Genomic DNA, 24,145 nt, shown 5'->3' with positions numbered 1-24,145 from the left:
TTATTTCTCTTTTTTCCTTGCTGATGTGAATAAAGGAGGCAGACAATGGGACTTTTAGAAGATTTGCAAAGACAGGTGTTAATCGGTGACGGCGCCATGGGGACGCTCCTCTACTCCTATGGCATTGACAGGTGTTTTGAGGAGCTCAATATTTCAAAGCCGGAGGAAATTCAGCGCATACATAAAGCGTACGTTGAAGCGGGAGCCAACATTATTCAAACGAATACGTACGGGGCCAACTATATTAAATTATCCAGACACGGGCTTGAGGATGACATCAAAAAAATGAATCAGGAGGCCGTAAAGATCGCGCGGGCTTCAGCAGGCGATGCATACGTGCTTGGAACGATGGGCGGCATACGCACATTTAATAAAAACGCATACAGTCTTGACGAAATTAAGCGCAGCTTCCGCGAGCAGCTGTATCTGCTGCTGCATGAAGAGCCGGATGGCTTGCTGTTAGAAACGTATTATGATTTGGAAGAAGCCCGTGAAGTGCTGAAAATCGCGCGCAAAGAGACTGATCTTCCGATTATGCTCAATGTCTCCATGCACGAGCAAGGCGTATTGCAGGACGGAACGCCGCTTTCTGACGCATTGCGCTCGATTGCGGATCTCGGAGCTGATATTGTCGGCATTAACTGCCGCCTCGGCCCTTATCACATGATTGAAGCGCTCAGCGAAGTGCCGATTTTTGATGACGTATTCTTATCCGTTTATCCGAACAGCAGTCTTCCTTCGCTTGAAGAGGGACGGCTCGTCTATGAAACAGACGACACGTATTTTCAAAACAGCGCGTCAGAATTCCGTAAGCAAGGCGCGCGGATTATCGGCGGCTGCTGCGGCACAACACCGAATCACATCAGGGCGATGGCGGAAGCGGTTGGCGGGCTGGCTCCGATTACGGAAAAAGAAGTCAAAACCCGGGCGAAAGAATTCATTTCTGTTCATCACGAGCGAACCGAGCCCGGTCTGGATGAGATCGCAGCGAAAAAACGCTCTATTATCGTAGAACTGGACCCGCCGAAAAAACTAAGCTTTGACAAATTTCTATCGGCGGCTGCTGAATTAAAAGAAGCGGGAATCGATGCCCTGACACTCGCCGACAATTCTCTGGCGACCCCGCGGATCAGCAATGTTGCCTGCGGTGCCCTTGTCAAGCAGCAGCTCGATATGCGTTCCCTTGTCCATATTACGTGCCGTGACCGTAATATTATCGGCTTACAGTCACATTTAATGGGCCTTGATACGTTAGGGCTGAATGACGTGCTTGCTATTACAGGTGACCCTTCTAAAATCGGGGATTTTCCTGGTGCGACGTCTGTATATGATTTAACATCTTTTGATTTAATCAGGCTGATCAAACAATTCAATGAAGGTCTGTCTCTGTCTGGAAAACCGCTCGGCAAGAAAACGAATTTCTCAGTTGCCGCCGCATTTAATCCTAACGTCCGCCATCTGGATAAAGCGGTAAAACGGCTTGAGAAAAAAATAGATTGCGGCGCAGATTATTTTGTTTCTCAGCCTGTCTATTCCGAGCAGCAGCTTGTCGATATCCATAACGAAACAAAACATCTGAAGACGCCGATCTATATCGGCATCATGCCGCTGACAAGCAGCCGGAATGCCGAATTCATCCATAATGAAATTCCCGGCATTAAGCTGTCTGATACGATTCGCGAAAAAATGGCCCATGCCGGTGAAGATAAAGAAAAGCAAAAGGCGGAAGGCCTTGCAATTGCACGCTCCCTGCTGGATACGGCATGCGAGCTGTTTAACGGCATCTACTTGATAACGCCTTTCCTCAGATCTGACTTAACCGCTGAGCTCACATCATATATTCAGCAAAAAGATGAGCAGCGCCAAAATATCTTTTTGCATTAATTTCCAAAAGACTGCCTGATCGAATCGGGCAGTCTTTTTCAACGAGATTCGTGTTACGATATAGAAAAACAATCATGAGGAGGAACATTATGCTCGAAGTCAAAACCATTTCCGCGGAAGATACATATGAAATCCGGCATCGCATTCTGCGTCCCCATCAATCCATCGAACAATGCAAATATAAAGAGGATCACGCAGAAGGCTCCTTTCATCTCGGCGTGTTTTATGATGGAACGCTGATCAGCATCGCTTCTTTTTCCCCGCAAAGTCAGCCTTTATTAACGGAAGCCCCTGCGTATCGGCTGAGAGGCATGGCAACGCTCGAGGGATATCGCGATCAAAAAGCTGGAAGCACGCTGATCAAACACGCGGAGCACAAACTGGCGGAGAGCGGCGTTCAGGCGGTATGGTGCAACGCAAGACACCATGTCAAGGGCTACTATGCCAAGCTTGGCTGGAAGGAACTTGGCGAACCATTTGACATTCCCGGCATTGGCAATCATATTGTCATGTACAAAACACTTAGAACAAGCAGGTGATCTTATGGACGTAGTAGATGAACTGATTAAGCTTCATGAAGAACACGTTTCCGGCTTATTGCGGCTTTGCGGGCAAGCCGGGTGGCCGGATTATGGCGAACAAGAGCTGAAACTGCTTGTTCAGCAGGGACGCTTTTTCGGTTATCAAAATGTCAGCGGTGAGATGATTTCCTGCATCGGCTTGTTTTTGTTTGGCCGTCTTACTTCTATCGGCCTTGTTATCGTTGACAAGGAATATAAACGGCTTGGTCTCGGCAGGCGTATGGTAAACGCCTGTATCACCCAAACGGATGAAAACACAGCCATCAGGCTTTGCGCCACAAAGGAAGGTTTGCCGCTTTATGAAAAAGCAGGTTTTCATACGGCAGGTTCAGTGCGAAAGTACAGCTGTCACAGTTTTCAACCTTATACAAAAAAGCTTGATGCTGAACTGACATCCTTTAGAGAACAAGACTTTCACGACTTAACCGCGGCGGATCTGGCTGCCTTTGGCGGAGATCGATCAAACCTTTTGCAGCAGCTTATTTCTGCTTCATGCGAATGTATCATCGCCCGAAATCAGGACGGACAGCTCATTGGCTACGGACTTTCTGTACAGACACCGGCCAATTTGAAATTCGGCCCCATCATCGCTCCATCATCAGATGTTGCAGCACAGATAATTAACAGGCTGGCGGCCGGCAAACAAGGGCCGATGCGAATTGATATACCGAGTGAACACACGTCTCTGCATGACAGCCTGATAGAAATGGGATTTCGTAAAGATGATGAACCTCCGCTTTTGTTCTATCAGAAAAAAGCGCCTATTCAAAATGGACACTTATATGCTTTGATTTCACAGGCTCTCGGTTAACCCTCTTTTTTCCCGAACAGGTATCTTCTGTTCGGTTTTTTGCTGTCTGATCGCTGAATAAACGAAGCCATCAGGGACATTCTAAGCAGAAGAAAAGGAGTGTGCTCTGAGATGGAATCATCAAAACAAAATAACGGAATGACGATTGTAGCAATCGGTTCAATCCCTTTAATATTAACCCTAGGAAACTCGATGCTTATTCCGATTTTGCCAAAAATGAAATCTGAACTTCATTTATCACAATTTCAAGTCAGTCTCGTGATCACAGTATTTTCCTTGATTGCAGCATTTGCGATTCCGATTGTCGGTTATCTCGCAGACCGATTCTCAAGGAAAGTCATCATTATTCCCTGCTTAATTTTGTATGGTGCCGGCGGTTTGTTAGCCGGGTTTGCGGCAGGTTTTTTTGACAATGCCTATCCTTGGGTCATGGCAGGACGAGCGTTACAGGGAATCGGGGCAGCCGGAACCGGCCCAATTGCCATGGCACTGACGGGAGATCTGTTTAAAGGCGCCCAGGAGAGCAAGGTGCTGGGCCTTGTTGAAGCTTCAAACGGCATGGGGAAAGTGCTTTCACCGATCATTGGCTCGCTTATCGCCCTGCTTGTCTGGTATGGCGCGTTTTTTGCCTTCCCTGTGTTTTGTATCATTTCAATCGTGCTGACTTGGATTTTTATTAAAGAGAAGAAAAAGGAAAAAGAACCGCCACCTATCGGAAAATATGCGAAAGGGCTGTTAAGTGTTTTTAAACATGAAGGCAGATGGCTGTTTACCGCTTATTTAGCCGGTGCGACCTGTTTGTTTACTTTATTCGGCATCCTGTTTTATCTCTCAGATGTTCTTGAAAAAACATACGACACCGACGGCGTGAAAAAAGGCTTGATTTTAGCGATTCCGCTTTTGGTTATGTGTGTGACGTCCTATACAACAGGAAGCAAAATCGGGCAAAAGCAATCGTTAATGAAAAAGCTGATCGTACTTGGATTGGCGTTCATGACCGTATCCTACGCGGCACTGTCATTCATTGAAAATCTTGTCCTCTTTATCAGTGTTCTCGTGCTGAGCAGTATCGGCTCAGGTCTTGTCCTTCCTTGTGTGAACAGTTTCATTACCGGGGCTGTCGGCAAGGAAAGACGGGGATTTGTCACCTCGCTGTACGGATCTGTACGCTTCTTAGGGGTAGCAATCGGCCCTCCGATTTTCGGCCGCCTGATGCAATGGTCCAGACCCGGCATGTTTTTAAGCATTACGGGATTGACTCTCGTTGTCGGCATTCTTGTGATGATGTTAATCCATGTGAAGCAAAATAATGAAGAAACAAAAGAGAAAGAAGACCCTAAAATGGCTGGCAATCGGCTGCAGCCCGCTGAGGAAAGGTAGCACCTAGTTTGAAAATTGTACGAATTGAAACCTTTCCGCTATTGCACCGATTAGAAAAGCCATACGGAGACGCCAACGGGCTTAAACGATATCGGACTTGTTATCTGATCAGGATTATCACCGAAAGCGGGATAGACGGCTGGGGAGAATGTGTTGATTGGCTCCCTGCTCTCCATGTCGGTTTTACGAAACGGATCATCCCGTTTCTTTTAGGAAAACAGGCTGGCAGCCGCCTGTCATTAGTGCGCACGATTCAAAAATGGCACCAGCGGGCGGCCTCCGCTGTAAGCATGGCGCTGACAGAGATTGCAGCCAAAGCTGCGGATTGTTCGGTTTGCGAATTATGGGGCGGGCGATACAGAGAGGAGATTCCTGTGTACGCGTCTTTTCAATCGTACTCAGACTCCCCGCAATGGATCAGCCGCTCAGTCTCCAATGTTGAAGCCCAGTTGAAAAAAGGGTTTGAGCAAATCAAAGTCAAAATTGGCGGGACTTCATTCAAAGAGGATGTCCGGCACATCAATGCGCTGCAGCATACAGCAGGCAGCTCCATTACGATGATTCTGGACGCAAACCAAAGCTACGATACCGCTGCGGCTTTTAAATGGGAGCGCTATTTCTCCGAATGGACGAACATTGGCTGGCTTGAGGAGCCTTTGCCCTTTGATCAGCCGCAGGATTACGCTATGCTTCGAAGCCGTTTGTCTGTTCCTGTTGCCGGCGGAGAAAACATGAAAGGCCCGGCGCAATATGTGCCTCTCCTTTCACAGCGCTGTTTGGATATCATTCAGCCCGATGTCATGCATGTCAACGGAATTGATGAGTTTCGGGACTGCCTCCAGCTCGCGCGTTATTTCGGCGTCAGAGCATCCGCCCATGCATATGACGGATCGCTTTCACGGCTCTATGCTTTATTTGCACAAGCCTGTCTGCCCCCATGGTCTAAAATGAAGTACGATCACATTGAACCGATCGAGTGGGACGTCATGGAGAATCCTTTTACAGATCTCGTCAGCCTGCAGCCTTCAAAAGGAATGGTCCACATCCCGAAAGGAAAAGGCATTGGCACAGAGATCAATATGGAGATCGTCAATCGCTACAAGTGGGATGGCTCAGCCTATTAAGCTGGGCCATTTCTTTATTTTGAGACATAAATAATGGACAGCCTCATAAAATGAAAACAGCGGACAAGTCTTTTCATAAAGGAGCAAATGACTTAATGGCTGAACTGCTGATGAAAGCAAAACTTACGTTTATGATTGTCGTAGGCGGCGTACTACAGGGACTCGGCATGTCCTTGTTTTTATTTCCGCATGATATTCCGACAGGCGGTGCAGCAGGTATTGCGGTGCTATTGCATTATCTGTTTCAAATCCCCCACGGATTTTCAGTGTGGGCTGTGAATGTATCAATGCTTTTTACCGCTTTAAAATGGCTGGAGATGAGAACATTCACCGGCACCCTCGCTTCTATCACCGTCACCTCTGTCTCGGTATTGATCTTTGATGCAGTTTTTCCTGATATCACATCTAACCTGTGGCTTGATCTGGCAAGCGGCGCAGTGTTATTGGGACTCGGAATCGGACTTTTATACAAATATAAAATTTCGAACGGAGGATTCGGAGCCCTTGCTCTGATGATTTCTATCTACCGCGGCGGGAATCCTGGAACGATCCTGCTCATCATGAATTGCATCATTTTTATGGTCACCGCGTCTATTATTGACTGGGGCATCGTCATTCAAGCCCTCATATGCCAGGTGATATCGACAAGAGTCATCGACTTCATCTACAACATCCGCCTGACCTCACTTCCCTATCTCACGCCTATGTACCGCCATAAAAAATAATAGGCAGAGGCTCTCTTCACGACGAGAGCCCCGCAGCCGCTATTTTACAGAAAAAAGGTATCGGATCTTAGCCCTAAACGCAGCGTTTCCAACGCGATGGCATCATGAAATGGAATATTGGCCAGATTCACATTCGGCCCGATTTTTTGAATAAACCCTTGCTGAAGCGTTTTGTTAGGCGCTTCAAAAATCAGCCTGTTGATATCAATATCCGAGGAAATGATGTCGTCAACAATTTGAAACCTGACATCGCCGCTGCTGGAACAGATCCCTCCCGTTCCGCTTTCTCTGGCTTCTGTAATCACTTTTTCCGCGCCCGCTTCCATATCCTCAACGATATATTCAAGCCATTCCTCAGAGCTTTGCCGGCTTGCTAATTCCGCATCCTTGCTGCCCACCTCACTGAGCACAAGAAATTCATCAGAAAAATCGGCAATGTAAGCCGCTTTCTCTTTATTTGTCATCGGGAGCGTACCGTTTGAAATCTCAATATATTCACAGCCGAAATAGGTGCAGTACCGATGAAATTCATTCACTTTTTTCTGGCTTACGTACTTTTCAAACAGTGTGCCGCCAAAGAAAAATGTAATGTCATGTTCTTTCAGTGTGCTGATTTTTTCTTCAAGATCTTTTGTAAGTAATGATGTGCCCCAGCCGAATTTCACAAAATCAATATAGTCGGACGCTCCGGCTATCGCATCTTTGAAAAATTGCAAGGGATAGCCGTTATCAATTAAAATGGACTGCCCGGTTTCTCTCGGCTTGTTTGTTCTCACTGGCAATTCTAGTGAAAAATCATTCATATTATGACCCTCTCTATCGTTGGAACTTCTCCATCTTGTTTCACTTTCATCACGAAATCGCCCGTCAGTTCTTTTGTACAGTAAACGATGTCTTCCGAATCAAACAATGGCTGGCGGCAGTCAAAAAACTTCTCCGCAACAGAAGAGCCTTTTATTCTTTCAATCGCCTCCGCAGCCGTTACCACATTTGTCCCTTCAATGATGCCTTTGATATACTCCGCACATGCCATATCGTCATCACCGGATGGATGGGAAGCCACTATGTTTATGACACAATCGTTTGCGACGAGCTTTTTCACATGCTGTGCCGTTGTTTTGGCATTGGAAAATCCAGTTACGAACAGATGCTTTGCGTTCAGCGCCCCCAATGCTGCTGTGACGCCGTTTGTTGTTTTCTGGATCAGGCTTTTATCCGTCATATTCTGCCCAGCCATACGTTTTGGAGAATTATCTAAATCAAATCCGCTGATACCGACCCCCTTTTCCTCTCCCGTCAAAACATAATCCGGATAGGTGTCTTTCAGCGCAAAGGCTTCATCAGCTGTCCGGACCAACAAAATCTCTTTCGCCCCGCCGATAAACGCATAATGGGCGACCGTAAAGGCTCTGATGACATCAATGACGATGTTAATGTCCGCCGGGGCAAGCGAATGATGATGCCCCTGATAAATGGCAATCGGCATACTACCTCTCCTTGGGCATAAAACCATTTTGCTAAAAAGCATATTCAGCCGGGCTCTTAATGGTTCCGCACCTCATTTTAGCGGGCGCAGCCCCTAAAAACCCTGAACCTTTATGCAAAAAATGAATAGTCTGCCTATAACTCGATCAATAGATAAAAAAAGCAGATGCAAACGGGGGGAAAACATTGAACGAAACCATCACATATGACACATGGAACGACATGCTGTCCAAACGGATAACGGATCAATTGATCGATGAGCTCGATGTGTTGAAATGGGCTTACCGAACGTACGGAGAAAAGATTGTGTATGCCTGCAGCTTTGGCGCAGAAGGAATGGTGCTTCTCGACTTAATATCAAAAATCAACAAAAATGCACACATCATCTTTTTGGATACCGGGCTTCATTTTCAGGAAACATATGAGCTGATCGAGACCGTCAAAGAGCGATATCCGGGATTTGCAATCCAGATGCTCGAACCCGAGCTGAGCTTAACAGAACAGGGGACGAAGTACGGCGGAGAGCTGTGGAAGCATAACCCGAACCTCTGCTGCCAATTGCGGAAAATCGAACCGCTCAAAAAGCACCTGTCCGGCATGACAGCTTGGATTTCAGGACTGCGCCGGGATCAGTCACCAACGAGAAAGCATATTCAATACGTAAACCTGGACCAGAAGTTTGAGCTCATCAAAATTTGCCCGCTTATCCACTGGACATGGGATGACGTTTGGACGTACATCCGCCTGCACAATTTGCCTTATAACAAACTGCACGATCAACATTATCCGAGCATAGGCTGTGAAATGTGTACACTGCCTTCCCCGGACCCGAACGATGAGAGGGCTGGAAGATGGGCCGGACGGGAGAAAACAGAATGCGGCCTGCATCAGGAATAGCGGATGGCAGGTTCTTGATGTGAGAATCGAAATGATGTTGAGACGCTGATGTCAAACTTTCATTAACTGCAGAAAAGAAAACAAGGAAACGTATAAATGGAGGTTGAACACGTTGAATGGAAACGAACCCCATGGAGGGGTATTAATCAACCGCTGTGATCCCGCATGCCATTTTGAAGGGTGCGCGTGCCAAGCAGAGCTGGATCAGCTTGCACTGAGTGATCTGGAGCTTATCGCGATCGGCGGATACAGCCCGTTAACAGGTTTTTTTGGGGAAAAAGATTATCATCGTGTTGTGAAAGAAATGAGGCTGGCAAACGGCTTGCCGTGGAGCCTGCCGATTACGCTGCCTGTCGGAGAAAAAACAGCAAAACAGCTGTCTGCCGGAGATCACGTCAAGCTTGTGAAAGACGGTGTTACCTACGGCATGATCACAGTCACCGATATATACCAGCCTGATAAAACACAAGAAGCACTGTCTGTTTTTAAAACAAACGATCCTGCCCACCCAGGCGTAAAAAAATTGCTGGCGCGCCCGGATTACTATATCGGAGGGCCTATCACGGTCAGCCGCCTGCCTGACAAATCTTTCGAACAGTTTTATGCAACGCCCGCTGAAACAAGAGCCGCCTTTCAAAAACTCGGCTGGAAGACGATTGTCGGCTTTCAAACCAGGAACCCTGTTCACAGAGCGCATGAATACATTCAAAAAACAGCGTTAGAAACGGTCGACGGTCTGCTGCTTCACCCGCTTGTCGGAGAAACAAAGTCAGACGATATCCCCAGCGATATCAGAATGGAGAGCTACCAGGCTTTGCTTAATCACTATTATCCAAAGGATCGTGTCATGTTATCGGTTTTCCCTGCCGCCATGCGTTATGCAGGTCCGCGGGAAGCGATTTTCCATGCGCTCGTCCGAAAAAATTACGGCTGCACCCATTTTATTGTAGGCCGTGATCACGCGGGTGTCGGCAGCTACTATGGAACATACGACGCCCAAAATATTTTTCAATCATTCACAGAGGAAGAGCTGGGCATCAAGCCGCTGTTTTTTGAGCACAGCTTTTATTGCCGAAAATGCGGAAACATGGGCACCTCCAAAACATGTCCGCACAGCCCGAGAGACCACATCCACTTATCAGGCACAAAAGTGAGAGAGCTTCTCCGCCAAGGCAAAAAGCCGCCTAAAGAATTCAGCCGGCCTGAGGTCGCAGCCGTGCTGATCAAGGGACTTCACCAACAGCCTGTTGCCATCAAGCAAAACAGCGGGGAATTGCAATGACACACAATCCGAACATCATTTGGCATCCCGCTGCCATCTCAAAGTCTGACAGACAGTCCTTAAACGGACACAAAAGCTGCGTCCTTTGGTTTACAGGTTTGTCCGGCTCCGGAAAATCGGTGCTGGCCAATGCAGTCGATGAAAAGCTTTACCGCAAGGGCATTCAGAGCTACGTGCTTGACGGTGATAATATCCGCCACGGCTTAAACAAAGATCTTGGATTTCAGACTGGTGACAGGATTGAAAACATCCGCCGGATCGGGGAAGTGGCGAAGCTGTTTGTCGACAGCGGGCAAATGATTTTAACGGCTTTTATTTCTCCATTCAGAGAGGATCGGGACATGGTTAGAGCGCTTTTTCCTAAAGGTGAGTTCTTCGAAATTTATGTGAAGTGCCCACTGCATGTTTGTGAACAGCGCGATCCAAAAGGGCTTTATAAAAAAGCGCGAATCGGAGAGATCAAACATTTCACCGGGATCGATTCTCCGTATGAAGCGCCGCTTTCACCCGATTTCATCATTGAGTCTGACCAGACTTCTATTTCCGATGGAGCTGATCTCATCATTAACGCACTGCAAAACAGAGGAATTATATAAAAAACCCGATCAATGTCGGGTTTTTTCTTATGAATTGGAGAACTGCGCAATCAAACTGTTGATCTTCTCTTTTTCCTCATAAAATGCTCCGTGCCCGCTGTTTGCAAACGGAACCAATTCCGACTGTTTGATGCCGCGCTTCAATTCTTTCGCAAAATCAAACGGCGCAATTCTATCCTTTCTCCCGTGCAGGATCAGCGTCGGCACCTTGATTGCAGCAAGTTCCTTTCTGAGATCTTCGTCTCTTAATGCGATGCCCGAGTGGATCGTCCCGTAGGAGGAAGCCTCCAGCATCAGATTGAGAAACCACTGCCTAAGCTCTGGAGACACTTTTTTCTCAAAAAACTGTTCCCCTAAATCAGCCAGTGTTTTGGGCCGATCAGCTTTGAACAATTCAATCATATCGTCAATATCCTGCTTCCTCATCCCGTACGGATAACCCGGGCGTTTTGTAAACGCGGGGGCCGCCGCAGACAGTAAAATCAGCTTATCAACATCGGCTCCTTCATGCCTTGCCATATAACGGATTGCAATGGCGCCGCCCATTGAAAAACCGGCAAGAATCGCATTCTCAAGCTGCAGCGTATAAATGACTGCTTTCACATCATCGGCCATCGTGTCATAATCGTAGCCTTCCCAAGGGCGGTCAGATTGCCCATATCCCCGTAAATCAACGCCGATAAAACGAAATCCCCTTTTCGGAAGCTCATTCATTTGATATTCAAACATCTTATGATTCAACGGCCACCCGTGCAAAAAGATGATCGGCCTTCCATGTCCGATATCCTCTACAAACAGTGTCACATGCTCCTCGGTTTTGATGTAATGCCCCATTCCGCATTCCTCCTGTTCCCTTTGGCTTTCCCGGCCTGTAAACGCCTTGACGTATAGGAAGCTTTCCATTTATGCTTACAAAACAAGCTGGCTGCTGTACCAAGAAAAGACTCTTCACGATTTACTATATGTATCAATTTCCTTAACGATCTATTAAATTGAACCCGGAAGCCTCTGTTTTTCGGGCAGCAAAGGATGTCATCATATGAATAAAATCGCAATTCAAAAACCAAACATACCGGAAAACCTGCAAACCGCAGATTTTCATGATGCCGTGACGCAGGATGATGTAATCAGCATGCATTTGTTTGAAGATTGTACAATCTGCGGCGAAGATATCGAAAGACTCTGTGTGGAAAAAACGGTATTCAGAAATGTCGTCTTTATCGATGTGTCTTTTCGGCATATTGAACTGACCGATGTGATCTTTGAAAAATGTGATTTATCAAACGCCGATTTCAGCGGGGCTGTCATTCACAGAACTTCAGTTAAGCAGTCAAAAATGGTTGGAATGAATGTGGCGGAAGCAACGCTGCGAAATGTTTCATTCGAGGAATGCCACGGACATTTCAGCTCATTTTCGTACTCAAATATGAAACAAGTTCGATTTGATCACTGTGCTCTTATGCAAAGTGAATGCAGCAATACGGTGCTCCAGCAGACACACTTTGACGGATGCGAATTAGAAGGCGCCAGCTTTACCGGCACGTCCCTTCAAAACATGGACATCAGCACGTGCCGTTTTGAACAGCTTCATGTCTCCCTCGACAAATTGAAAGGCTGCAAAATCGCACCAGAGCACGCGATTGCCTTCGCCAGGGCACTGGGAGCTGTCATCGTATAACCAAAGCTTAGGACATCATCAGGCAGCGTGCTGTTTCAGCTGCCGCTTTAATGCCAGTTTCCAAATCTCCAAGAGATGCATAGGAATATGACAGCCTGATGCTGTTTCGGTCTTCACCGTCATAAATGTAGCCGGGATTCACAAGCACCTGCCGTTTCAGCAATCCATAAAAGAAATGGCTGACAGGCAGGTTTTTGTGAAATGTCACCCAAATATAAAAGCCGCCTGCGGGAATCCGCCACGTGGCAATGTCCCCGGCATACCGCTCAAGAAAATGAACGGCGGCGTCTCTCCTTTCTTTAAGCTTCCTGCGTACCCAAGTCAGATGCTCTTCATAATACCCCTGTGACAGCCACTCGGCAGCCGCCCACTGGGACAGGCCGCTTGATCCGTAGTCTGTCTGCATTTTAATGTCCGCCAGCCTTTCAATAACCGGCTCCGGACCGGCAAGCCAGCCGATTCGCAGACCGGGGCTAACCGTTTTTGAAAACGTGCCCAGATACAGAATATTGCCCTCATGATCCATTGCTTTCAACGGCTGCGGAGGTTTTTCTTCAAACCATAAATCACCGTACGCATCATCCTCAATGATGGGCAGCTGCTCTTTTTTTGACAGGCTGATGATCTCTTTCCTTCGCTGCTCTGACATGACTGTGCCTGTCGGATTATGAAACGACGGAATCGTGTAAAGCAGCTGTCCACCATATTGTTTTCGATTAGAAGAAACAAGCCCCGCTTTGACCCCTTCATCATCCATCGGCAAGCCGCGAAGCCGCATCCCAGCTGATTGAAATACATGCAAGGATTGAAGGTAGGACGGCTTCTCCGTCAAAATGACAGAATCTCGTTTTAAAAGTCCAATTGAGATGAGCTGAAGTGCCTGAAGTGCACCGGACACAATTAAAATTGCAGACGGTGACACATGGATCTTCTTTCCTTTTAAATGGTCGGCCACTGCCTCCCGCAGCTGACGGTTTCCTTTCGGCTGCTCATATCCTAAAGACAGGGCGCCCGGATTGATTTGCTGAAACATCCGTCCAATTGTGTCAGCAGGCACAAGATCCGGTGATAGTTCTCCAGTTCCTAATCTGATGATATCCGCTCTTGGTTCGTTCTGATTAATAGCTTGAATGATGGAAGAATTGGCGCGATGAATGCCCGAACGGACGTAATCGCTCCAATCAAGCGGTGGCTCAGCCGCCAGCACGCTCCAAGTACTGTTTACAACCTTCGTACCGCCGCCTCTTCTTCCCTCTAACAAGCCTTGAGACGTGAGTTCATCTATAGCTGCTGTGACTGTGCTGCGGTTGACTTGAAACATGTCGGCCAGCGTTCTCTGTGAGGGGATTTTCGTCCCTACAGCCCACTCTCCGTGAAGAATCTTGTCTTTCATATATTGTTCGATCTGCCGATGCAGCGGAATATCCGACTTTCGGCTTGGCTGCCATTGCGACAAGGTCATGCCCCCCTTTTTTACACATTATACATTTGGCTGGTTTCTAACCCAACCAAATGGCTGGAGACTTTAGTGACAATCTCTCTTATGATTGAAAAAAAATGTGAAAGGAGCTTTTTCAGCATGAATGCAATCATTCACGGAATTGTGCTCGCGTTTGGCTTAATTTTGCCGCTGGGAGTGCAGAATGTGTTTATTTTTCAGCAAGGCGCGTGGCAAAAGCATATTTGGCGGGCTCTCCCAGCTGTCATCAGTGCTTCAGTCTGCGATACCTTGTTAACGTTGCGGGCGTGTCTGTCATTGTGCAGGAGCTGCCTGTGTTTGAGACAGTCATGATGGCCGGCGGATTTTTATTTTTGCTTTATATGGGCTGGGTGACTTGGAACAGCCGTCCGAACACAAGCCAAAATGAGATACATACGTTCACACCAAAAAAGCAAGCTGCGTTTGCGGCCGCTGTTTCTCTTTTAAACCCGCATGCCATTCTGGACACGATCGGCGTCATCGGCACGAGCTCTCTTCAATATTCGGGGCTTGAGAAATGGCTCTTTATGGCCGCCTGCATCGCTGTGTCTTGGATTTGGTTTATCAGCCTTGCAATAGCGGGCCGGTTGTTTCAGACGATAGATACGAGCGGCAGCCTTATGCTGATGGTAAACAAATGCTCTGCAGCGGTTATGTGGGCAGCGGCAGGATATTTTGGGGTGTCACTCTTTTGCAATTGAAGGAGAAACAGATGAAAAAAACGAATTTCTTAGAAAAGGGGGCATGCTGATGACTGATGCAAAACAGTTTTATGACTATCATTCTTGGGCAAACAAGAAAATATTTACCCATATCGAAAACCTGCCGGAGGAAACTGCCTATCAAGAAGTAAAGAGCGTATTTCCTTCTGTCAGCGACGTGCTGCTTCATATGTGCAGGGCTGACTACATTTGGCTGAATGTTCTTTCGGGAGTGGCCTACCAAGAGATTATAGACAGCGCAGGCAAATTAGAGTCCGCGCAAGGTAATATGGCAGCGATTAAACAGCACGCTGCCGAGCTGGAGTCACAGTATCATGATTTCTTCAGCCGCCAGACGGACTTAGAACAGACCTTCACAATGCAGCATCCGAAACTAGGTACACTGGAATCAACCTATGCAGACACCATCCTGCATGTCGTCAATCACGGCACTTACCACAGAGGAAACGTAACCGCCATGCTGAGACAGCTGGGCCATTCTGGTGCACCTACTGATTATATGTACTATTTATATGAGAAAAGAGAAAGCAAGGGCTAAAAATGTCCTTGCTTTTTTTTGCGGAAAGCCTAAAATGCAACATATTTAGCTTTTACATACCTGTATAAGCGTGCTTCACATCTAGCTGTACCGGCCTGCCGATTCGAAAGGAATTGGTTGCGGCGATACCCACTTCTAAATTGATCGTCGCATCAATATCTGTCACAATCGGTGTTTTTCCATTCCGGACACACTCGGCGAAATGCTGAAGCTCCAAGCAGTAGGCTTCATGAAAACGAGTTTGAAAGTCTGGAATGATATCAAAACTGCTCCCTTTAGCCGATAGGATGGTCACATGTTGATGTCTCAATGTCCCTATGAAAATACTGCCCTCTGTCCCGATAACCTCCGCCCGGATGTCATGTCCGTATGGAGAGGTTCTGCTTGCCTCGACGTCCCCCGCTGCGCCGGAGTCAAATTCAATATACGTCAGCGCCTGATCCACATCGCCATACTGCTCCATAAACGGATTGTTCAGAATCCTGCCGTGTCCTGAAACAGAAGTGATTTCAGCCCCTAGCAAATAACGGGCAATATCATAGTCATGGATGGAACAGTCGATAAAAATTCCACCGCTGTGTTTGATAAATTCTGCGGGAGGCGCGCCTTGGTCGCGCGTAAAGCCTTTATAATAGATAGGTTTGCCGATTTCTCCAGCGTCGATCCGCCGTTTGGCATCTGCGTATGCGGGATCGAACCGTCTCATAAAGCCGACTTGGCAGATGACACCTGTCTCTTTCACTTTTTCAGAAACTGCTTTTGATTCCTCAAGGCTTAATGTCAGCGGTTTTTCAACAAAGATCTGTTTGCCGTTCTCGGCAGCTTTGATGATCATATCACCATGTGTGCTTGTCGGCGTTACGATAATGACAGCATCAATGCCAGGATCTTCTAACACTTCATACGGGTCCTCTGACCATTTTTCGATACCGAGTTCTCTGGCAACCTGCTCCGCTCTCCCTTTTAACGGATCACCGACACAAACCAGCTTTGCCCCCGGCACACTGGTGACGAGATTTTTCGCATGATAATAACCGAGCCTTCCTAATCCCAATACTGCACATCTTACTTGATGTTCCACGTCCCATCCTCTCCTTTATCTCATTTCAGGCTCGCTTTGAGAAAGCGCTTTCTCTTAACAACTAAAAAAACAGCGGTTCTATCCGCTCTGCCATTTTGCGCAAGCGCTTTCTCAAAAGATGATTTCATTTTACACTGCCATTGGTTTACACGCAATATGTTTTTTTTGCTTCAACTGTCATAATGAAAAAACCCGCTCATTAGCGGGCTCATGTGTTGAGCGGTGATGTAGAATGTCTGACTACAAGCTCAGGCGGGAGCACTATTTTTTGTTTCGCCTTTCGTTTTCCCTCTATTGCTTCTGCCAGCAGTTCGATGACGCTCCGCCCCATCTCTTTTATCGGCTGGGCTACGGTTGTCAGGGGCGGAGCCGCCATTTCTGCGAGTATCGTATTATCAAAACCAATGATAGAAAGATCATCCGGCACTTTTATGCCTCTTATTCTCGCAGCTTGTATGGCGGCACAAGCCAATACGTCGTTGAAGGCAAAAATAGCAGTCGGAGCGTTTCTGTCGAGCAATTTTCCCGCTTCTTCCTTGCCGCTTTCCAAGGAAAATCGCGTCTGGATGATAAGTGATTCATCAATGGGCACGCCCGCTTCCTCCATCGCCTGACGGAAGCCTTTGATTCTATTTTTTTCGCCTGTCGTTGACCCGTCTCCGATAATGCAGGCGATGTTCGTGTGGCCGAGTGACAGAAGATGCTTGGCAGCCTCATATCCGCCACGAACGTCATCTATCACAACAATATCCATCGGAAGAAGCGGCTTATCCTGAGAAATCATGGCAATCGGAATGTGTTCACTGGCGATTTCCTCCAAAGCAGACATACTGTCATGGCTTTCAATCCCTGTTGCAAAAATAATGCCATCCACCTTTTTCTGTTTCAGCACAGAAAAATACTTTGTTTCTTTTTTCGGATCGTAATCGGTGCTGCAAATCAACATTTGAAAACCGAGCTCATCCGCTCTTTCCTCAATGCTTTTGGCCAGTTCTCCGTAAAACGGATTTGAAATATCAGGCGCCACGAGAGCAATCATATTCGTTCGTTTTCCCGTTAACGCCGCGGCGTGGACATTGGGCGTGTATGCCATTTCATTCATGACATTCATGACCTTCTGCCGTGTTTTATCGCTGATTCTCCCCGTATTGTTTATCACACGGGACACAGTTGTGATCGAGACACCCGCCGCCTTTGCCACATCGTAAATTGTTGTTTTCATGTTCATCCCTCGTCTGGTTATTGAACTTTCCGGCTGACAATTTTCCGGTATTCAATTGGTGAAATGCCTTCTATCTGCTTAAAGAGTTTTGAAAAGTATGTCGGATCTTCCATTCCGACCATTTCCGCAATAACGCCCATTTTATCATTTGTAGAGGATAAAAGACGCTTCGCTTCCGTCATTCTCACCCGGTTCGTGTATTGTGCCGGAGTTACGCCGAGCACCTGCTGCATGCAGCGGCTCACATAATCCTGATGATAGTGAAGGGCGAGCGACAGATCCTTGATTGTCGTCTTTTCCTTATAGTGCTCCTGTAAGTACCGGGCCGCCTCCCAGGCTACTCGCTCTTTCGCAGACGGTATTTGGAACGCTTCTTTTTGAAGATGCAGCATCAGCTCCTCAAATAAGATTTGCTTTCTGAGCGGCAAATCAGAGTTTTCCGCGGAGTAATCGATCAGCTTTTCAAACTGCTGCGCCATAAACTGCGGGCGCTGCACCTTGCCTTTTCTCGGCAAGGCCAATCCGTAGCGGGCCGGCTCTTCGAAGCTCCCTTTTTCCTGCTGAAGCTCAGACCAGTTGCTGCCTCCCTTTGCCGTAAATTCATATCGATGTTCATCGAAGTGAAGCCAATAGTAGGAGGTTGCTTCATCACTGCCCTTCGTCCCGTAGTGTTCAAGACCGGGAGAAAGCAAGATGTACTCGCCGCCTTCAACAGAAAACGATGTTTCATTTTCCGTTATATATAACGTTCCCTGTTTGACATATATCAGATCAAACACGGAGAATACACGTTTCACATGGGTTTCTCCTTTTTTAAAAACCCCTTCCCCAGCTGCAATAAATACCGGAAAAGGCGGGACTGTAAACAGGATGCGAGGCATTTGAATCATCCTCCTTTTTAAGTCGGATTTTTACAAGAAGTATCGTTTCTATCCCTTTTTATTATAAGGAAATGGAGGTACACTTTAAAACGTTGATTTTATTTACGAAAGGGGTTAGACACTATGAAACAAGCTGTCTTCAAATCAACTGCTTTGAAAAAACCCGCTGACAAAACGTTCTCATTATTTTCGCTTACTTGGCCGATCTTTATTGAGGTCTCATTATATATGTTTATGGGTAATGCCGATACACTGATGCTCAGCCAATACTCGGATAACAGCGTGGCAGCAGTCGGCGTCAGCAACCAGATTTTAAATTTAATTATCGTGATGTTCAGCTTTATCGCAACAGGAACGACCGTTATCATTTCACAATTTCTAGGCTCACGGCAAAAGAAAGAAGCCATGGAAGTCGCTTATGTGTCAATCGGCGCCAACTTCTTCATCAGCCTGGCCATCAGCGCCGTCGTCTTTTTCGCGGCTGTCCCTCTGCTTCATATGATGGGATTATCAGACGCACTGATGCCTGATGCGAAAGTCTTTTTACAAGTTGTCGGAGGTCTGTCCTTTATTCAGGCTTTAATCATGACATTCAGCGCGATCTTAAAAAGCTACGGCTACACAAAAGATACAATGTTTGTCACTATCGGCATGAACATTTTAAACATTGCCGGAAACTTTGTTGTGATTTTCGGTTTGTTCGGCTTTCCTGTTCTCGGCGTTGCCGGTGTGGCCATGTCCACATCTATCGCCCGCGTCATCGGATTAATCGCGATGATTGTGATTGTCAACAAACGCATCCAGCTGAAGATGTCGCTGAAAAAAGTCTTTCATATGCATAAAGAGCATTTGCGCAAGCTGCTGAAAATCGGCATTCCTTCTGCGGGAGAGCAGCTTTCATACAACCTTTCGCAAATGATTGTCACGTATTTTATCGCCATCATGGGCGCGCAGGCGTTGACAACAAAAGTGTATACGCAAAATATTACGATGTTTATTTTGCTGTTCGGCACTGCGATCAGCCAGGGTACACAAATCTTAATCGGCCGTTATATCGGCGGCAAACAATTTGATGCCGCTTATGAGCGCTGCATGAAGAGCTTATATTGGGCACTCGGAATTGCTGCGGCTACCTCTGTTTTGATGACGATCTTTTCAAAAGACCTGATCGGACTCTTCACACAAAGCCCTGACATTATAGCAACTGCAAGCCTATTGATTGCCATGACCATTATTCTTGAACCAGGCCGCTCGTTTAATGTCATTATCATTAACTCTCTGCGGGCTGCGGGGGATGCGAAATTCCCGGTTTACATGGCAATGATTTCAATGTGGGGCATTGGCCTCCCGCTTGCTTATCTTTTCGGCATCCACCTCGGTTTCGGTCTTGCCGGCATTTGGATTTCTTTTATCGCGGATGAATGGGTCCGGGGAATCTTAATGTACAGAAGATGGCGCTCACGTATCTGGATTCAAAAAGGTATGGCGTAACACCCGGCTCAATCAAGGCCGGGTGTTTTTTAGATATCAGACAGAATCTGCTTCACTTCGGTCTCTGTGAGAGCGAAGTGATGTTGAAATACATCGTGCTGCTTCGCCCGGATTTTTTCTAAAACAGCCCGGTGCAAATGAAGAGCGGCTTTCACCGTTTTTTGAGAATACTGCGGAAATAGCGGCAAGGCATCCTGACACTCTTCAAGGTAGGCTTCTGCTTCAAAAGCGATATACTCCCACGTCATTGTGAACGCTTTATTTACGGTGCCTTTTTGGAGATCAGCCTCTGTATAGCCGAATTGCTGCATTACCTGACGGGGAATGCGGTTTTTTTGCTGATCTGTGCCAAGATCACTTAAGAAGCGAACCAGCTGTACGGCCAAGCCTAGAGAGACGGCTGCTTGTTTGAGCTGATCTTGTTTTCGGCGTGTCAGTATCGGCAGCAGCATCAATCCGGCAGCACCGCCCGTCCGATATGCGTACATGAGCAGTTCATCAAGGTCATCATACGGCTTGGCGTCTTCTTTTTGTGCGGCAATAAACTCCCGAAAAGGTTCGCTTTCCAATGTAAAGGTCCGATACGCATGATCAAAAGCCTTCCATAGATGTTGATTACCGTTATTTGTCCTTTGGTAAACATGATCAGCTTTAGCTTCAAATGCGGACAATACCTTTTCGTCTGCACTGGCCGCCGTGTGGCAAAACGACAATACTGCCCAAGAGGCTTGTCTTTGCTTTAGCGGGAGATATGATAATGCTTTGAAACAGGCTGGCGCGTATTCGCCAACAATCTGTCCGCATTGCTGGTAAGCTTCTTTTATCTCTTTCATTTTCTCACTCCTATGTATCACTGCTTCTTCAAGTCTAGTATGTTTTTTCCTAATTGTATATGAAGAAAATGCCGATTCTTACTTTGTAAAAGTAACAAGACGCACAGCATCATCGACGAGATATGCATTATTATTTTTAATGCCATACAACAGGTAGAATGTAAACATTTCTCAATCATCACTTCATTAATAGAGGAATCACGGAAAAAAGGGCTAATTGTTATGATACATGATAGTATTGGAGTGAGTTCAGTGATAAAATTTTTTGAATATAACTGGCAGGTTAGAGATCAATGGTTTACTTGGTGTCATCAACTAACCACTGAAGAATTACTTAAAAACCGTCTTGGCGGAGTAGAGAATATTTTATATACCCTTTTTCATATTATTGATGTGGAATATAGTTGGATTCGTGCTATCCAAGGAAAAGAAGATATCGCTGTTCAGTTCGCTGATTATCAAACACTCAATAAAGTGAAATCTCTCTCAAATACATTCCGAACTGAAATAATTGATGTTTTACAAACACATTCAGATCAAATAAAAGATGAACTTGTAAGCGTTCCTTGGGAGACAGGCGTTTTATATACGCGAGATGAAATATTACACCATATCATCGCTCACGAAATTCACCATATTGGTCAACTTTCTGTATGGGCTAGGGAATTAAAGTTAAGCCCGGTATCAGCTAGTTTTATCGGCAGAACATTAAAACCTATTCATTCTTATTGAAGGAATGCGGGGGCAATTCGATAGTGCTGTTGTACAAAAAAGGATAGATAGAGCATATATTTCCCTGCTCATCTATCCTTCTTATTTAAATCTATACATCTCTGGCTTTTATTCACATTTTCATTGAACCTACCTCTCGTCAATATCAATGCGATACGCTTCAAACCATGTATGAATTTGAGCAAGATGGGCGATCAGCTGGGGCCCCTTCATGAGCTGCCCGAACCACGGCACCTTGAAGGAGGAGCCTTCCGTTTCTAAAAGCTGATCTAATTGTTTTCTGTCCAGTAAGGTATGGAGCACGGAGTCCTTTTGGCTTCTGATCGTTTTCAGCCATTCGCTGACGCCTTTTGTATATTCCGGATGATGTGTTTTCGGATACGGGCTTTTTTTGCGATACAGAATGTCATCAGGCAAAATACCTTCAAGCGCTTTGCGTAAAATGCCTTTTTCCCGATTATCATGCATTTTCATTTCCCACGGAATATTCCAAACATATTCCACAAGCCGGTGATCGGCGAACGGCACCCGCACTTCCAGGCTCGCCCCCATGCTCATGCGATCCTTCCGATCCAAAAGGTTCGTCATAAACCAAAGCATATTTAAATAGAACAGCTGTCTTCTTGCTTTATCCACACCCGTTTCACCATCTAATAATGGCGTTTCTGCCAAGGTTTCTTCATATTTGCCATTTACGTATTCTTTCAGATTCAATTTTTTCTGCCATGAGTCAGAAAGCAGCTTGATCCGCTCCTCCGTTGATCTCATCCATGGAAAGCCAGACTCAACATCTGCCGTATGGAACCACGGGTACCCGCCGAAAATCTCATCCGCGCACTCTCCCGATAGGCTGACGACAAAGTCCTTTTTGATTTCCCGGCAAAACCACAGCAGGGATGAGTCGACATCCGCCATTCCCGGCAAGTCTTTGACCAGTACAGCTTCCTCCAAATGATCAACGAGATCTTTTTGGCTGATGACGCATTTGTGGTGCGTTGTGCCGAAAGCCTCTGTCATTTTTTCAATCCATGGTCCGTCATCATTCGGCTGAAAAGCGCTTGCTTGAAAAAATTTATCGTTCTCTTCGTAATCAATCGAATAAGTATGAAGCGGTGCTTTTCCTTCCTTTTCAAAATGGCCCGCCGCAATCGCTGTAATTGCGCTTGAGTCCAGACCGCCTGATAGGAATGTGCAAACCGGCACATCCGACACAAGCTGCCGCGTCACCGCGTCCTGAAATAACGATCTGACATTGGCAACCGTGTCATCAAAACTGTCCGTATGTTTTTCGCTTTCAACATTCCAATAACGCCAAATATTAAGTCCGTCTTTGGAAAATGTCAGCGCGTGAGCCGGGCGGATTTCTTTTATGCCTTTAAATATGCCAGTGCCCGGGGTTCTGGACGGTCCAAGACCGAAAATTTCAGAAAGTCCCGTTCTGTCCACTCTCGCTTTTATATCAGGGTGCGCGAGGATTGCTTTGATTTCCGAACCGAAGAGAAATGAAGAGCCTTCCTTCGTGTAAAAAAACGGCTTTACGCCGAGACGGTCTCTCGCGGCAAACAACAAATTTCGCTTTTCATCCCACACAGCGAAAGCGAATATGCCATTGAGATGGTCGACACAGTCTTCCTGCCATTCGATGTAGCTGTGCAGAAGCACCTCGGTATCTGACGTACGCTCGAATTGATGGCCCCGCGCCCGCAATTCTTTGCGCAAATCTTCCGTGTTATAAAGCTCGCCATTGTAAATAATGGTGTACGTATCCCCTTTATAGGTACACGCCATCGGCTGGCGTCCGCCTTCAATATCAACAACCGCAAGTCTTTTATGTCCGAATAAAACATGGTGCTCCCCCCAAACGTTTGAATCATCAGGCCCTCGTTTGGAAAGAGTGTCTGTCATTCTGTCCATCGTTTGTTTTTCCTGGACGAGCTGCTTTTTAAAATCGACCCAACCCGTAATTCCACACATGTGACATCAGCTCCAATCCCGTTTCTTTCGTAACAATTTCGTTTCTTTCAGCACCTTAGTAAGTTTATGCATCTATAGGCAGATAGTTGATTTGTCCATAAAAGAGTTGTATGGGACAGGCTTGAATTGGAAAGAAAAGAGAGGAATGAAGAAAAAGGAGACAGCATGGATGAAACGGAAACAATTGTTATATACAGAGGAACGAAAGTGGGAATACGGCACCATCCTCATTGAAGACGGCATCTGCTTAATCGAAAACGGTGAAGGCGATATACTGCTGGCGGACAGTCTCCAACACAGCCCAATCTGGGTCCATCATAAAGGAAAGTGGGAGCAAGCCGGCTTTCAGGACAAGTTGGTTTTGGCATGCGGTGCAGAAAACATCTCCCTTTCCGGCGGAGAACGCATCCGCTATGAGAAATCAGTCAAGCGGCCTCTCATGGCGCTTTTGGATTCGCTTGACGACGAAACCTTTCTCGCATTTCTGCAGCACTTGCACAGCTTCGGCTTATCGGTATTCGATTGCGTCTTTTCTTATAATAAAGGAGTCTTTTCGGATACTTCGGCGGGGCAGGGTGTGTCCTTTTATCACTTTTCAAATGACACCGCACAATGCGCGATGCAGCATCACTACAGCAGCGAAGGGACAGGAGACCGTTTTGAATGGACGGCTTCAAACGGAAAGCGATCCATTATGTATTCAGCAGTCCAACGGGGGCGCAAATAAAAAAGCGGTGCATCGAGCACC

23 protein-coding genes and 1 pseudogene are annotated in these 24,145 nt (G+C 46.6%); 15 read left to right on the top strand and 9 right to left on the bottom strand.

Features of this window, described 5'->3' with window-relative positions:
- Positions 1–45 precede the first annotated feature (45 nt).
- The 6 genes from NSU05_RS05825 (at position 46) to NSU05_RS05800 (ending at position 6,505) form a co-directional block, all read left to right on the top strand.
- Entirely contained in the window at positions 46–1,884 is a 1,839-nt protein-coding gene (locus tag NSU05_RS05825; protein WP_003245847.1) for a bifunctional homocysteine S-methyltransferase/methylenetetrahydrofolate reductase, read from the top strand.
- Positions 1,885–1,973: 89 nt separating this feature from the next.
- On the top strand, positions 1,974–2,423 hold the full coding sequence (locus NSU05_RS05820; protein WP_015715658.1) for a GNAT family N-acetyltransferase: 450 nt from the start codon (positions 1,974–1,976) through the stop codon (positions 2,421–2,423).
- A gap of 4 nt (positions 2,424–2,427) precedes the next feature.
- Positions 2,428–3,276 carry a GNAT family N-acetyltransferase gene (locus NSU05_RS05815; RefSeq protein ID WP_038428772.1) on the top strand — a complete coding sequence of 283 codons (849 nt, stop codon included), beginning with the start codon at positions 2,428–2,430 and terminating at the stop codon, positions 3,274–3,276.
- A 111-nt stretch (positions 3,277–3,387) separates the two neighbouring features.
- Entirely contained in the window at positions 3,388–4,656 is a 1,269-nt protein-coding gene (locus NSU05_RS05810) for an MFS transporter (protein ID WP_038428771.1), read from the top strand.
- Positions 4,657–4,664: 8 nt separating this feature from the next.
- Positions 4,665–5,780, top strand: coding sequence for a mandelate racemase/muconate lactonizing enzyme family protein (locus NSU05_RS05805; protein WP_038428770.1), 1,116 nt, complete (start codon positions 4,665–4,667; stop codon positions 5,778–5,780).
- Between the two features lie 95 nt (positions 5,781–5,875).
- Positions 5,876–6,505 carry a YitT family protein gene (locus NSU05_RS05800; protein ID WP_009966972.1) on the top strand — a complete coding sequence of 210 codons (630 nt, stop codon included), beginning with the start codon at positions 5,876–5,878 and terminating at the stop codon, positions 6,503–6,505.
- A 44-nt stretch (positions 6,506–6,549) separates the two neighbouring features.
- On the opposite strand, the gene NSU05_RS05795 is transcribed toward NSU05_RS05800, so the two are convergent.
- Together NSU05_RS05795 and NSU05_RS05790 are read right to left on the bottom strand one after the other, a co-directional pair.
- Complete coding sequence (locus NSU05_RS05795; protein WP_003233048.1) at positions 6,550–7,308, bottom strand: phosphosulfolactate synthase; 759 nt, start codon at positions 7,306–7,308, stop codon at positions 6,550–6,552.
- Positions 7,305–7,991, bottom strand: a complete 687-nt coding sequence (locus NSU05_RS05790; RefSeq protein WP_003233050.1) for a 2-phosphosulfolactate phosphatase — start codon at positions 7,989–7,991, stop codon at positions 7,305–7,307. Before NSU05_RS05790 ends, NSU05_RS05795 begins: the two co-directional genes overlap by 4 nt.
- Positions 7,992–8,176: 185 nt before the next feature.
- Between NSU05_RS05790 and NSU05_RS05785 the strand changes: the two genes are divergently transcribed.
- The 3 genes from NSU05_RS05785 to cysC all read left to right on the top strand — a co-directional run bounded on the left by NSU05_RS05785 (position 8,177) and on the right by cysC (position 10,765).
- Positions 8,177–8,887, top strand: a complete 711-nt coding sequence (locus NSU05_RS05785; RefSeq protein ID WP_015715655.1) for a phosphoadenylyl-sulfate reductase — start codon at positions 8,177–8,179, stop codon at positions 8,885–8,887.
- 112 nt (positions 8,888–8,999) lie between these two features.
- Complete coding sequence (gene sat, locus NSU05_RS05780; RefSeq protein ID WP_038428769.1) at positions 9,000–10,169, top strand: sulfate adenylyltransferase; 1,170 nt, start codon at positions 9,000–9,002, stop codon at positions 10,167–10,169.
- Entirely contained in the window at positions 10,166–10,765 is a 600-nt protein-coding gene (gene cysC / locus NSU05_RS05775) for an adenylyl-sulfate kinase (RefSeq protein ID WP_038428768.1), read from the top strand. Before sat ends, cysC begins: the two co-directional genes overlap by 4 nt.
- Before the next feature lie 27 nt (positions 10,766–10,792).
- Here cysC and NSU05_RS05770 read toward each other — a convergent pair whose 3' ends face one another.
- Complete coding sequence (locus NSU05_RS05770; RefSeq protein WP_038428767.1) at positions 10,793–11,599, bottom strand: alpha/beta hydrolase; 807 nt, start codon at positions 11,597–11,599, stop codon at positions 10,793–10,795.
- A 205-nt stretch (positions 11,600–11,804) separates the two neighbouring features.
- Here NSU05_RS05770 and NSU05_RS05765 point away from each other — a divergent pair, with 205 nt between their 5' ends.
- Positions 11,805–12,443: a pentapeptide repeat-containing protein gene (locus NSU05_RS05765; RefSeq protein WP_014479410.1), complete on the top strand. Its 639-nt coding sequence runs from the start codon at positions 11,805–11,807 to the stop codon at positions 12,441–12,443.
- Positions 12,444–12,450: 7 nt separating this feature from the next.
- On the opposite strand, the gene NSU05_RS05760 is transcribed toward NSU05_RS05765, so the two are convergent.
- Positions 12,451–13,905: a PLP-dependent aminotransferase family protein gene (locus tag NSU05_RS05760; RefSeq protein WP_072557141.1), complete on the bottom strand. Its 1,455-nt coding sequence runs from the start codon at positions 13,903–13,905 to the stop codon at positions 12,451–12,453.
- A 66-nt stretch (positions 13,906–13,971) separates the two neighbouring features.
- On the opposite strand from NSU05_RS05760, the pseudogene NSU05_RS05755 reads away from it, so the two are divergent.
- Positions 13,972–14,624 (top strand): annotated as a pseudogene (locus tag NSU05_RS05755) (LysE/ArgO family amino acid transporter).
- Between the two features lie 49 nt (positions 14,625–14,673).
- On the top strand, positions 14,674–15,183 hold the full coding sequence (locus tag NSU05_RS05750; protein WP_029317591.1) for a DinB family protein: 510 nt from the start codon (positions 14,674–14,676) through the stop codon (positions 15,181–15,183).
- Between the two features lie 52 nt (positions 15,184–15,235).
- On the opposite strand, the gene iolX is transcribed toward NSU05_RS05750, so the two are convergent.
- The 3 genes from iolX to NSU05_RS05735 all read right to left on the bottom strand — a co-directional run bounded on the left by iolX (position 15,236) and on the right by NSU05_RS05735 (position 18,367).
- Entirely contained in the window at positions 15,236–16,264 is a 1,029-nt protein-coding gene (gene iolX / locus NSU05_RS05745; RefSeq protein ID WP_038427588.1) for a scyllo-inositol 2-dehydrogenase, read from the bottom strand.
- Positions 16,265–16,472: 208 nt separating this feature from the next.
- Positions 16,473–17,486 carry a transcriptional regulator DegA gene (gene degA / locus NSU05_RS05740; RefSeq protein WP_015715647.1) on the bottom strand — a complete coding sequence of 338 codons (1,014 nt, stop codon included), beginning with the start codon at positions 17,484–17,486 and terminating at the stop codon, positions 16,473–16,475.
- A gap of 17 nt (positions 17,487–17,503) precedes the next feature.
- Positions 17,504–18,367 (bottom strand): AraC family transcriptional regulator, encoded by an 864-nt coding sequence (locus NSU05_RS05735; RefSeq protein WP_038428766.1) that lies wholly within the window; start codon positions 18,365–18,367, stop codon positions 17,504–17,506.
- 123 nt (positions 18,368–18,490) lie between these two features.
- Between NSU05_RS05735 and NSU05_RS05730 the strand changes: the two genes are divergently transcribed.
- Positions 18,491–19,858 (top strand): MATE family efflux transporter, encoded by a 1,368-nt coding sequence (locus NSU05_RS05730; protein ID WP_003233074.1) that lies wholly within the window; start codon positions 18,491–18,493, stop codon positions 19,856–19,858.
- A 29-nt stretch (positions 19,859–19,887) separates the two neighbouring features.
- On the opposite strand, the gene farP is transcribed toward NSU05_RS05730, so the two are convergent.
- Positions 19,888–20,712 carry a farnesyl diphosphate phosphatase gene (gene farP, locus NSU05_RS05725; RefSeq protein WP_080010592.1) on the bottom strand — a complete coding sequence of 275 codons (825 nt, stop codon included), beginning with the start codon at positions 20,710–20,712 and terminating at the stop codon, positions 19,888–19,890.
- Between the two features lie 231 nt (positions 20,713–20,943).
- Here farP and NSU05_RS05720 point away from each other — a divergent pair, with 231 nt between their 5' ends.
- Positions 20,944–21,423 carry a DinB family protein gene (locus NSU05_RS05720; RefSeq protein ID WP_021479592.1) on the top strand — a complete coding sequence of 160 codons (480 nt, stop codon included), beginning with the start codon at positions 20,944–20,946 and terminating at the stop codon, positions 21,421–21,423.
- 129 nt (positions 21,424–21,552) lie between these two features.
- Here NSU05_RS05720 and asnB read toward each other — a convergent pair whose 3' ends face one another.
- Positions 21,553–23,397, bottom strand: coding sequence for an asparagine synthase (glutamine-hydrolyzing) (gene asnB / locus NSU05_RS05715; RefSeq protein ID WP_033883622.1), 1,845 nt, complete (start codon positions 23,395–23,397; stop codon positions 21,553–21,555).
- A gap of 145 nt (positions 23,398–23,542) precedes the next feature.
- Between asnB and NSU05_RS05710 the strand changes: the two genes are divergently transcribed.
- Positions 23,543–24,124, top strand: a complete 582-nt coding sequence (locus NSU05_RS05710) for a DUF2777 domain-containing protein (protein WP_082201000.1) — start codon at positions 23,543–23,545, stop codon at positions 24,122–24,124.
- Positions 24,125–24,145 lie beyond the last annotated feature (21 nt).

The organism is Bacillus sp. EU52, from assembly GCF_037964975.1.
In the GTDB taxonomy this organism is placed as follows: domain Bacteria; phylum Bacillota; class Bacilli; order Bacillales; family Bacillaceae; genus Bacillus; species Bacillus subtilis.
The sequence above is the reverse complement of the archived record's forward strand: the minus strand, read 5'-3'. Positions and strand labels throughout refer to the sequence as shown.

Coding starts and splice junctions, on each gene's coding strand:
- NSU05_RS05825 (WP_003245847.1), top strand. CDS start 46: ATGGGACTTTTAGAAGATTTGCAAAGACAGGTGTTAATCGGTGACGGC.
- NSU05_RS05820 (WP_015715658.1), top strand. CDS start 1,974: ATGCTCGAAGTCAAAACCATTTCCGCGGAAGATACATATGAAATCCGG.
- NSU05_RS05815 (WP_038428772.1), top strand. CDS start 2,428: ATGGACGTAGTAGATGAACTGATTAAGCTTCATGAAGAACACGTTTCC.
- NSU05_RS05810 (WP_038428771.1), top strand. CDS start 3,388: ATGGAATCATCAAAACAAAATAACGGAATGACGATTGTAGCAATCGGT.
- NSU05_RS05800 (WP_009966972.1), top strand. CDS start 5,876: ATGGCTGAACTGCTGATGAAAGCAAAACTTACGTTTATGATTGTCGTA.
- NSU05_RS05795 (WP_003233048.1), bottom strand. CDS start 7,308: ATGAATGATTTTTCACTAGAATTGCCAGTGAGAACAAACAAGCCGAGA.
- NSU05_RS05790 (WP_003233050.1), bottom strand. CDS start 7,991: ATGCCGATTGCCATTTATCAGGGGCATCATCATTCGCTTGCCCCGGCG.
- cysC (WP_038428768.1), top strand. CDS start 10,166: ATGACACACAATCCGAACATCATTTGGCATCCCGCTGCCATCTCAAAG.
- NSU05_RS05770 (WP_038428767.1), bottom strand. CDS start 11,599: ATGGGGCATTACATCAAAACCGAGGAGCATGTGACACTGTTTGTAGAG.
- NSU05_RS05765 (WP_014479410.1), top strand. CDS start 11,805: ATGAATAAAATCGCAATTCAAAAACCAAACATACCGGAAAACCTGCAA.
- NSU05_RS05760 (WP_072557141.1), bottom strand. CDS start 13,905: ATGACCTTGTCGCAATGGCAGCCAAGCCGAAAGTCGGATATTCCGCTG.
- NSU05_RS05750 (WP_029317591.1), top strand. CDS start 14,674: ATGACTGATGCAAAACAGTTTTATGACTATCATTCTTGGGCAAACAAG.
- degA (WP_015715647.1), bottom strand. CDS start 17,486: ATGAAAACAACAATTTACGATGTGGCAAAGGCGGCGGGTGTCTCGATC.
- NSU05_RS05735 (WP_038428766.1), bottom strand. CDS start 18,367: ATGCCTCGCATCCTGTTTACAGTCCCGCCTTTTCCGGTATTTATTGCA.
- NSU05_RS05730 (WP_003233074.1), top strand. CDS start 18,491: ATGAAACAAGCTGTCTTCAAATCAACTGCTTTGAAAAAACCCGCTGAC.
- asnB (WP_033883622.1), bottom strand. CDS start 23,397: ATGTGTGGAATTACGGGTTGGGTCGATTTTAAAAAGCAGCTCGTCCAG.
- NSU05_RS05710 (WP_082201000.1), top strand. CDS start 23,543: ATGAAGAAAAAGGAGACAGCATGGATGAAACGGAAACAATTGTTATAT.